Below are 10,759 nucleotides of genomic sequence, written 5' to 3'. Positions count from 1 at the left end.
GGCTAGCGCACGACGCCGCGTGATTTCAACTGGTCGATGATCGTGATGTCGGCAGGCAGCCAGTCGACCGAGTCGATGTCGGCGGCGCCGAGCCACTTGGCGGCCGAATGCTCGAGCAGGGTAAGGTGACCGCCGGCCACTTTGGCCAGATAGCAGCCCATATGCAGGTGGAAGGTGGGGTAGTCGTAATCGATCGTGCAGAAGCGTTCGCCCACGTCGATCGTGCAGTCGAGCTCTTCGCGAATTTCGCGCACGAGCGCTTTTTCGGGCGTTTCGCCGGGCTCGATCTTGCCGCCGGGGAATTCCCAGCCGCCTTTCAGGTCGCCGTACCCGCGTTGGGTAGCGAAGATGCGGCCGTCGTGTTCGATAATCGCTGCAACTACATCGATGGATTTCATAGCGCCTCCCCTGTCCCGGCAATTGTAGCCTATCGGCCGGTGCCGCGCAGCGGGGTCTTAGCAGGTGGCAAGGTCGGCCGTGCGGTCGATCGTGCGCACGTGCGAGAGGGCGAGCCCGCCCTGCGGGTTCCGGCCCACGTCGAACACGGTGAGCGAGGCGTTCTTGGGGCGCCAATCGTGAAAGCCCCGCCCGGCTTTCTCCTCTTCGGAAAGGAGGGCGTCGCAGGTTGCCATCACGACGCCGCCGTGGGCGGCTGCCACCGCAAGGCTGCCGTGGGCGGCCTCCGTTTCGGCCACGATGCGCTCGAGGGCGGCCACCACCCGTGTCTCCTGGTCGCCGCGCGATTCGCCGCCCGGGGCGCGCAGGGCCCAGCCCGACGCGTACCAGGCGTCGAAGGCCGCATCGCCGGCGAGTTCCTCGCGATTGTGGCCCTGCCAGCGGCCGAAACGCATTTCCTGCAGGTCGCGCATGGGACGCTGCGCCGCATGGGGGAAGCAGATGGCGGCGGTTTCGCGCGCGCGGCGCAAGGGGCTTGTGAAGACGAGGCCCACCCAGGGCGCCGCCCCTGCGGCTCGCGCTTCGGCGCGCCCGGTTTCATTGAGCGGCACGTCGGTCGTGCCTGTGTAGCGGTGCTCCACGTTGAAATCGGTTTGTCCGTGCCGCAGAATCGCAAGTTTCATGGTGGGGCGTCTCCCTTGCGCGTTGGTGCCGTTCCGCCGAGTTTTGTCGCCCGGCGCCTGCCATCTGCGATTCTAGCGGGGGAGCGTGGCGGGTCAAGGGCGGGGTCGCGTGCGAATCCCGTAAGATACGACGGCCTTGCGGGCGGTCCCGCAGGGTTGGTGCAGGCGGTGGGGCATGTGCTGCCCCGGCGTGAGGATGGCGGGTGCGTGTTGGGATGGCCTGGCGGTCAGGCGCACGGGCGTGTGCTGGCCCGGCGAGAACAGGGCGGGTGCGTGATGGTCGAGCGGGTCGGCATAGGGGCGTGCGCCTTTCCGGCTGGCGGATAGCGGGCGCGATGCCCCGTTTGGCATGCGGGGCTGCATCGAAAAACGATTTGCCCCACCTTGTGGCCTGCCGATCAAGTTTTCGACGAAAAAGTGTTGTTCTGTTCGTATGTGGCAGCAGGAAAATGTACAACAGTAACAATTGTGTTTAAAAACGACTTGATGCAGAGCCTGTTTCGGCCCTACGTGACTCGAAAACTTGATTGGCAGGCCATAGCGCTGCCGCTTTCGTTTCGCGTTGATTTTCGCTGCGCGCCGTGGGCATGTGCGAGCTGTCTCACGCACCCCCGCGCGGGCATCGAGGACGGCCGGGCTCTCGTTTCCGTACCCCCTCCGCCGCATTCCCCATCCCGTTGCGCCTTGTTTCGTGCCCGTTCGCCGCTTCGACGCTTGTGCGGCCAGTTGGCGTGCGGACCACACGTGACACGAGAGACGTGTCTATGCGCCATCGATACACGCTGACTTGCTTGTCATGACCGAAAAATATGGGCAAATACTCAATAATGTCCGTTACTATAGGGAAACTCCTGCCACTTTCTCGGCTAGTACGGAGAACTCGTTTGCATTTCCCCTACGCCGCGTATCGCTCGCGCTAACTATATATAGTGACGCTAGAGAAGCGCGAACGAGGGACGGTCGGGCGTCCGCGCTCGATTCGAAGGAGGAGTCGATGTCCATGTTGGAGTTCAACGGCGGCGTTTACGCGGGAGGTCAGCTTGACGACCTCGCGGAACGTATGCAGCGCCGCGCCCAAACCACGCCGCCCGGCATGTGCCCGGTCGAGCTGGCGCTCGCCGCGATCGAGCAATCGGCGGCGCAGACCTGCGGCAAGTGCGTGCCCTGTCGCGAGGGCCTTCCGCTGCTCGCGCAGAAGGTGCGCGCCATCGCCGAATGCCGCGCGGCCGAACGCGACTATCAGGAAACTCTGCAGCTTGCGCGCGTCATTGCCGATGCGAGCGATTGCGCGATCGGTTGGCAGGCGGCCCGCGACTTCCTGTACAGCACGGAAGCTTACGCGGCCGAATACGCGAGCCACATCGATCGCCGTATGTGCGTGCAGGGGACGGGCCAGTCGGTGCCTTGCGAAACCGAATGCCCGGCCCATGTGAACGTGCCCGGCTACATCGCGCTCGCCGCCCAGGGCGACCTGGCGGGCACCATCGCGATGATTCGCAAGGACAATCCTTTTCCCACGGCCTGCGGCTACGTGTGCGAGCACCCCTGCGAGGCCCATTGCCGCCGCCGCCTGATCGACGCCCCCATCAACATCCGCGGCATCAAAAAGTACGCGGTCGACGGCGTGGCGGCCGACACGGTGCCCACGCCCGAGGCGCTGCCCGCTTCGGGCCGCAGCGTGGCCGTTGTGGGCGCCGGCCCTTCGGGCCTTACGGCCGCCTACTTCCTGGCGCTCATGGGCCATCACGTCGACGTCTTCGAAGCTCGCAAGCAGCTCGGCGGCATGATGCGCTACGGCATTCCCGCCTATCGCTTCCCGCGCGAAAAGCTCGACCAGGACATCCGCGCGATCCTGGGCGCGGGCGACATCAGCGTGCATACCGAAACGCCGGTCGACGCTGCAAAGATGGAAGAGCTTTCCGCCGACCATGATGCGGTCTACGTGGCCATCGGCGCCCAGGGAGGCAAGATGCTCGATCTGCCCGGCGCCGACGCCGAAGGCGTCATGAGCGCCGTCGACCTGCTTACCCGCATCGGAGACGGCGACTACCCCGATTTCACCGGCAAGCGCGTCGTCGTGATCGGCGGCGGCAACGTGGCCATGGACTGCGCTCGCACGAGCGTGCGCGCCGGAGCCGCGAGCGTGCAGGTGGCCTACCGCCGTCGTATCGACGACATGACGGCCCTGCGCACCGAAATCGATTCCGCCATGCAGGAGGGTGTCGAGATCCTCATGCTCCAGGCGCCCGACCACATCGAGGTCGGCGAGGCGGGCCATTGCACGGCGCTCGTCACCCAGCCCCAGTTCATCGGCGCGGTCAAACGCGGCCGCCCAGCGCCGCAGAAGGCGAGCAAGCCGCCGCTGCGCATCCCGGCCGACGTCATCCTCGTCGCCGTGGGCCAAGCCATCGAATCGGCTCCCTTCGAAGAGGCCGGCATGGAAGCCGATCGCGCGCGTTTCACCGCGACGCCCCAGCTCAAGGCGGCAGGAAGCCTCCCCAACGTCTTCGTGGGCGGCGACTGCCAGCTCGGGCCCAAAACCGTGATCCTCGCGGTGGGGGCCGGCAAGGTCGCGGCGCGCAACATCGACGAGTTCATGGGCTACCACCACACGCTCAACATCGACGTCGAAGCACCCGACCCGCGTCCCAACGACCGTCAGCCTTACGGCCGCGTGGAAGTGCACGAACGCATCGCGAGCGAGCGCCGCTGCGATTTCGCAGGCGTCGAGCTCGGCATGAGCGAAGAAGAAGCCCTTCAGGAATGCGGGCGCTGCCTGCGCTGCGACCACTATGGAAGCGGGGCCATGCTCGGGGGAAGGAAGCAGTATGTCTAACGAGAACCTGGTGAACGTCACCATCGACGGCGAGCGGGTCTGCGTGCCGCAGGGGGAGACCATCCTGCACGCGGCCCTGCGCGCCCACATCCAGATTCCACGCCTCTGCGCGCTGGGCAACGACGCCGGCGTAGGCATGTGCCGCGTGTGCGTCGTGGAAGTGAAAGGTCAAGACGCTCTGGTCACGGCCTGCAACACGCCGGTGGCCGAAGGCATGGACATCACCACCCACAGCGAGCGCATCGACGCCTCGCGCCGCATGTCGCTGTCGCTGATCCTCGCCGAGCACGGCCTGAACTCCACCAACTACTGCTTCAGCTGCCGTAAGAACGGTGACTGCCAGCTGCAGGCGGTTTGCAACGCCCTGGGCGTCACCGAACCGGCCTACCCGATTCCCGTGCAGGAAAAGCCCCATCGCGATTCCAATCCCTTCTTGGAATTCGATCCCAACCTGTGCATTCGCTGCCAGCGTTGTGTGGTCGCCTGCAACGACCGGGCCTGCAACCACACCTTGCATACCGCCAAGCGGGGCGCCCGCATCGCGATCGAGGCGCCGTTCGGCCCCGATTGGGACACGACCAACTGCGAGAGCTGCGGCTGCTGCGCGGCGGCCTGCCCCACGGGCGCGATCATCGAAAAGCGTCGCGCCACCTACCGCAGCTGGGAAGTCACCCCGGTGCTCACCACCTGCCCCCACTGCGGCGTGGGCTGCCAGCTCGAGCTGCTCGTGAAGGACAACCGCGTAGTCGACACGCGCGCCTATCACGGCGCGTCCAACAAGGGGTTGCTCTGCGTGAAGGGCCGCTCGGCCAGCTTCGACTTCGTCAGCTCGGGCGACAGGCTCACCACGCCTTTGGTCAAGAACCACGATACGGGCGAATTCGAGCCTGCCAGCTGGGACGATGCCCTCGATCTGGTCGCCCGCCGCTTCAGCGAGCTGCGCGAGGAGTACGGCGGCGACGCGCTTGCGGCCTTCGCCTGCTCGCGTTCGACCGACGAAGATATCTACATGCTCGAGAAGATGGCGCGCACGGCCTTCCGCACCAATAACGTGGATAACTGTGCCCGTGTTTGACACGCCCCCACGGTTGCCGGTCTGGCAACGACTCTCGGTTCGGGCGCAATGACGAACACCATCGAAGACATCACCACCGCCGCTGACGTGATCATGCTCATCGGGTCCAACCCCGAAGAGGCCCATCCCGTCATGGGCATGCAGATGCGTCAGGCGGTCGAACGCGGCACCAAGCTGATCGTGGTCGACCCGCGCGACATCGGCCTTTCCGCTCAAGCGGACCTTCATCTGAAGCTCAAGCCGGGCACCAACGTGGCCTTCGTCAACGGCATGATGCACGTGATCGTCGAGCGCGGGCTCATGGACCGTGCCTTCATCGACGCGCGCACGGAAGGCTACGACGACCTGGTCAAACTGGTCGCCGACTACACGCCGGAGCGCGTGGCGAAGATCTGCAACATCGACCCGCGCGACCTGATCGCGGCAGCCGAGCTCTACGCCCGCGCCGACGCGGCGGCGATCGTCTACTGCCTGGGCGTGGCCGAACATTCTACCGGTACCGACGGCGTGAAGAGCCTGTCGAACCTGGCCATGCTCACGGGCAACTACGGCAAGCCCGGCTGCGGCGTCAACCCGCTGCGCGGTCAGAACAACGTGCAGGGCGCCTGCGACATGGGCGCTCAGCCCAATACGCTGCCCGGTTATCAGAAGCTTTCCGACCCGGCGGTGCGCGCCAAATTCAGCGAAGCCTGGATGGTCCCCATTTCTGAACGAGAGGGCCTCAAGTCGACCGAAGTCATGAACGCCGCCGCTAAAGGCGAGGTCAAGGGCCTGTTCATCTTCGGCGAAGACCCCATGCGCACCGACCCCGACATCGGGCACGTGACGCATGCGCTTTCGACGCTCGATTTCCTTGTGGTCGACGAGCTCTTCCTTACCGAAACGGCCAAGATGGCCGACGTGGTGTTGCCGGGGCGCGCCTACGCCGAAAAGGAAGGCTGCTTCACCAACACTGAACGCCGCGTGCAGCGCGTTCGCAAGGCGGTCGACGCCGACCCGGGCACCCGCGCGGACATCTGGATCTTCACCGAAATCATGCGTCGCATGGGCTACGATCAGCCGCATCTGACGTCTGCCCAGGTCATGGATGAAATGGCGAGCCTGACCCCGTCGTATGCGGGCATGAGCCACGAACGTTTGGATCGCGCAGGGCTGCGGGGGCGTGGCCTGCAGTGGCCTTGCACGGCGCCCGACCATCCGGGCACGCCCATCCTGCACGTGGGGAGCTTCTCGCGCGGCGTGGGCCTGTTCGCACCGGCGGACTACCGTCCCTCGGCGGAACTGCCCGATGGCGAGTTCCCGCTCGTCATGATGACGGGCCGCGTGCTCGCCCAGTACAACGCCTGCGCGATGACGGGACGCACCGAAGGCTGCAACGAAATCGTCGGCGAGTCCTTCATCGAGATGAACGTGGCCGATGCTGCGGCCCGCGGCATCGAAGACGGCGATGCGGTCGTGGTGTCGAGCCGTCGCGGCGAGATCCGCTCGCGCGCCCATGTGTCGGAAAAAACAAACGTGGGCGAAACCTGGATGCCCTTCCACTTCCAGGACGGCAATGCCAACGTGCTGACGAGCGACGCGCTCGATCCCACCTGCAAGGTGCCGGAGTACAAGGTCTGCGCCATCGAAGTGGCCAAGGCCTAGGGCCGCCGGCGGACGATAGGCGTAAGAATGAACGGGCGGGTGCCATGCGGTGCCCGCCCGTTTCGCGTCTTCTCGCCCAAGTCCTCCGCCGCCTCTCGAGCTTCCAGAGACGGCAACATTTCTCTCGGGTTTCAGAATTGTTAAAACTTGCGACCAAATGTTTCAGCGGGCCGTTGCGACTATAATTTTCGCAGGCTTTCATCCCGAAAGAGAGGATATACATGAGCTACGTCGATCGTGTTATCGAACAGGTCAAGGCCAAGGACCCCGACCAGCCTGAGTTCATCCAGGCCGTCACCGAGGTGCTGAAGTCCCTCGAGCCCGTTATCGATGCACACCCCGAATTCGAAAAGGCGAGCCTGCTCGAGCGCATCGTCGAACCCGAACGCGTCATCATGTTCCGCGTGCCCTGGGTCGACGACGAAGGCACCGTGCAGGTCAACCGCGGGTTCCGCATCCAGTTCAACAGCGCTCTGGGGCCCTACAAGGGCGGTCTGCGCCTGCATCCCAGCGTGAACCTGTCGATTCTGAAGTTCCTGGGCTTCGAGCAGGTCTTCAAGAACTCCCTTACCACCCTGCCCATGGGCGGCGGCAAGGGCGGCTGCGACTTCGACCCCAAGGGCAAGTCCGACGCTGAAGTCATGCGCTTCTGCCAGTCCTTCATGACCGAGCTCGTGAAGCACATCGGCCCCGACACCGACGTTCCTGCCGGCGACATCGGCACCGGCGCGCGCGAGATCGGCTTCATGTTCGGCCAGTACAAGCGCCTGCGCAACGAATGGTCCGGCGTGCTCACCGGCAAGGGCCTGTCCTACGGCGGCTCCCTTGCCCGCACTGAGGCCACCGGCTACGGCCTGGTCTACCTCACGCAGGAATACCTCAACTGCCATGACGACAGCTACGAAGGCAAGACCGTCGTGATCTCCGGCTCCGGCAACGTGGCCATCTACGCTGCCGAAAAGGCGCAGCAGTTCGGCGCCAAGGTCGTCACCATGTCCGACTCCAACGGCTGGGTCTACGATCCCGAAGGCATCCAGGTCGACGTCGTCAAGCAGATCAAGGAAGTCGAGCGCGGCCGCATCAAGGAATACGCCGAGCGCGTGCCGAGCGCCGAATACCACGAGGGTCGCGGCGTGTGGCAGATTCCCTGCGACATCGCTCACCCCTGCGCAACGCAGAACGAGGTCTTCGTCGACGACGCCAAGCAGCTCGCGGCCAACGGCTGCAAGGTCTTCGCGGAAGGCGCCAACATGCCGACCACGATCGAAGCGACCGAATACCTGCAGAACAACGGCGTCGTGTTCTTCCCGGGCAAGGCGGCCAACGCCGGCGGCGTGGCTACGTCGGGCCTGGAGATGTCGCAGAACTCCGAGCGCCTGTCCTGGACGTTCGACGAGGTCGACGCCAAGCTTCAGGGCATCATGAAGGGCATCTACCATGCCGCCGACGATGCCGCCAAGAAGTACGGCCACGAAGGCGACTACGTCATGGGCGCCAACATCGCCGGCTTCCTGAAGGTTGCCGACGCTATGATGGCCCAGGGCATCGTGTAAGCGAACCGATACATACACGCAGGCGCCTTGCGTGAGCAGGGCGAGGCGATGGAAGAGGGGCGAGCGCCGACAAGGTGCCCGCCCCTTCTTAGTGGGTGCGCCAACGGGGCCCGGGACGTGTGGACGATTTCCGATATGCCTTATCAAGGAGCCGTCGTTGGGCGCCCGTACGGCGCCGGGCCCTTCGGTCAGACCAACCCGTGCGGCTCCCGCGCAGAGGGAGCCCGCTTCGCGGGGCTCCTGCCGTCTCCTGTGCAAGAAGCACGGGCCTTGCGATTCCCCTGCTCGTCCTGCAGGGCCGGTGCGCACTCCCTGCTCATCCTGCAGGGCAGATGCGATTCCCGTGCTCATCCTGCAGGGCCGACGCAATCCCCCTGCTCGTTTCGCAGGGCCGGTGCGATTCCCTGCTCGTTTCGCAGGGCCGGCGCACGGGGTTGAGCGCTCGGGCCCCGTATGCGGGGCCCTCTGCTCAAACCGCAGGGGGATATCGCGCCGAACGGGCAAATCCCGCTCATCCCGCAGGGCCCTTGCACGGTTCCGCTCATAACGCAGGGCCGTGACGGGTTTCGCGTGCCTTTCCCCTGCGAAACGAGCTTTGGAAGCGCCATTTCCCGTTCGGCGCGCAAGGGCCCTGCATTTTGAGCAGGCGGGCAGAGGGGATAGGGCGATGGAGAGGAGGGCCAGGCGAGGAGGGTGCAAGGCGAGATAGCCAGCCTTAGCGAGGGCGGTGAGATGGCGCGGGAGTGCGGTAGGGAGGGTACAAGGCGCTAGGCGCCATCGGGCGCGAGCCTTTTCCCATGAACTACAAACGGTCTCATTTTGGGTTCGCTCGTCCCTGATCCTGTTGACTCATTCGCCAGCGGGGCGCGTGTCCCCTTCCGCAACACCGGGATTTGCAACCGTTCGCCCCAAAGGGCCTTCTAGGGGAAAACCCGCACATTTGCTTGAGCGATTTTCTGCCTACACCAATCGGTGTAGCGAAAGGCCACGTCAGACACCTAACGGTCATAGATGCAGGTCAAGAGGGCGCATCTAAGTAAGAAATGTGTACTTGAAGTGAAGAAATACATCAACGATAGTAGGGAGAGGGGTTTGTTCACCTATTAAGAGGGGGTGTGCTATGAAGCACAAACTAACCAAGAAGGCGGTGACGTGCATGTGCGTGCTGGCCATCGGCGTAGTGTCGGTGGGCGTCTACGCATGCGCGCCTAAAGCCAACACCGGTGTGCCCACACCGAGTGCCTCTTCGCCTTCGTACATTCCGGAGGCGAACAAGTACGGCGTCATCACGGCGGAAAGCTGGGCCGACCAGTATCCCGACCAGTATGCGTCGTATCTGGAAAACAACAAGAACACCTGGCCCGAGGGCAAGGCCAACAAGCTGGAACTGTATCCGGAAATGATCACCCTGGGGAAGGGTTACGGCTACGCCAAGTTCTTCAGCGAGCCGGGCGGCCACACGTCGTCGATCTACACCACGACGCATAACGGCCGTATCACCGAGAAGACCAAGACCCAGTGCTTGGCCTGCAAGACGCCCAACGTCCACTACCAGGTGGCCGCCGAGGGCAACGACGTCTGGAAGACCAACCTCTACCAGACCGTCGACGATTACACCGACGGCACAAAAGACGTCTCTCAGGCCGAGGGCATTTCCTGCGCCAACTGCCACGAGAACAACGACCCGTCCTCGCTGGCTATCCTGCGCGCCGACTGGAAGCGCGCCCTGGGTGCAAACGCCGACAAGGTGCCCGAGTCCGCCGAGGTCTGCGGCCAGTGCCATTGCGACTACTCGATGAACGCCCAAACCGGCGAGCCCACGAGCCCGTACGACGACGTCACCGAAATGACGCCCGACAATGCTCTGCAGTGGTACGACAACCACAACTTCGTTGACTGGACCTACGAGTCCACCGGCGCCAAGATGATTTCCGTGCGTCACTCCGAGTTCGAGTACAACTACGGCGGCGAGGGCAACCACATGGCCCAGCTCGGCTACACCTGCGCTGACTGCCATATGGCCACCGAGGTCGACGACCAGGGCAACGCCTACACCAGCCACTACTGGATCAGCCCGCTCGACAACGAAGAGCTGCTGAAGAACGACTGCAACACCTGCCACAAGGACCTCAAGGCCGAAGTGCAGGCCAAGCAGGACGAATGGAAGACCATGACCCAGAACGCCGGTCAGCGTGCTTCCGTCTACGTGAAGAACCTTGAGAAGGCCGTGGCCGCCGGTAGCCTGAACGACGAACAGCTCGCCCGCGCCCAGTACATCCAGCGTGCCGCCACCTTCTATTGGAACTCCTCCTTCGCGGAGAATTCCAAGGGTGCCCACAACATCTCGCTCTTCCGCCACGTGATCGACCAGTGCAACACCCTGCTCGATGAAGGCGACCAGATTCTGGGCGTCACCTCCGACGCCAAGGACTTCCAGAGCGAGTACAACCCGGATGTCAACACGCTCGACTTCGGTTCCGACCACTACTACAACCAGCAGGACCCCGAAACCGCTACGCAGGACTACGGCACGGAAGCTGCCCAGAAGTACGGCAATCAGTAAGGGGAACGC

At 64.2% G+C, this 10,759-nt stretch carries 6 protein-coding genes; 4 read left to right on the top strand and 2 right to left on the bottom strand.

The window, feature by feature from the left end:
* Positions 1–2 precede the first annotated feature (2 nt).
* Together BN3270_RS04955 and BN3270_RS04950 are read right to left on the bottom strand one after the other, a co-directional pair.
* Complete coding sequence (locus BN3270_RS04955) at positions 3–398, bottom strand: (deoxy)nucleoside triphosphate pyrophosphohydrolase (RefSeq protein ID WP_058986050.1); 396 nt, start codon at positions 396–398, stop codon at positions 3–5.
* A gap of 57 nt (positions 399–455) precedes the next feature.
* Positions 456–1,079, bottom strand: a complete 624-nt coding sequence (locus BN3270_RS04950; RefSeq protein ID WP_058986049.1) for a histidine phosphatase family protein — start codon at positions 1,077–1,079, stop codon at positions 456–458.
* A gap of 994 nt (positions 1,080–2,073) precedes the next feature.
* Here BN3270_RS04950 and BN3270_RS04945 point away from each other — a divergent pair.
* The 4 genes from BN3270_RS04945 to BN3270_RS04930 all read left to right on the top strand — a co-directional run bounded on the left by BN3270_RS04945 (position 2,074) and on the right by BN3270_RS04930 (position 10,750).
* A complete protein-coding gene (locus BN3270_RS04945; protein ID WP_058986048.1) occupies positions 2,074–3,915 on the top strand; it encodes an NAD(P)-binding protein in 1,842 nt (613 codons plus the stop codon).
* Positions 3,908–6,634, top strand: coding sequence for a formate dehydrogenase subunit alpha (fdhF, locus tag BN3270_RS04940; RefSeq protein ID WP_271711929.1), 2,727 nt, complete (start codon positions 3,908–3,910; stop codon positions 6,632–6,634). The genes BN3270_RS04945 and fdhF overlap by 8 nt, the downstream gene beginning before the upstream one ends.
* A 221-nt stretch (positions 6,635–6,855) precedes the next feature.
* The gene (gdhA, locus tag BN3270_RS04935; protein ID WP_058986047.1) at positions 6,856–8,187 is read left to right on the top strand and encodes an NADP-specific glutamate dehydrogenase; all 1,332 of its coding nucleotides are present in this window, start codon (positions 6,856–6,858) and stop codon (positions 8,185–8,187) included.
* A gap of 1,120 nt (positions 8,188–9,307) precedes the next feature.
* Positions 9,308–10,750, top strand: a complete 1,443-nt coding sequence (locus tag BN3270_RS04930; RefSeq protein WP_058986046.1) for an ammonia-forming cytochrome c nitrite reductase subunit c552 — start codon at positions 9,308–9,310, stop codon at positions 10,748–10,750.
* The last annotated feature ends 9 nt before the right edge of the window (positions 10,751–10,759 follow it).

Source organism: Hugonella massiliensis (assembly GCA_001486445.1).
GTDB classification, from domain to species: Bacteria; Actinomycetota; Coriobacteriia; order Coriobacteriales; family Eggerthellaceae; genus Hugonella; species Hugonella massiliensis.
Note: the sequence above shows the minus strand (reverse complement) of the source record. Positions and strands in the feature narration are given on the sequence as shown.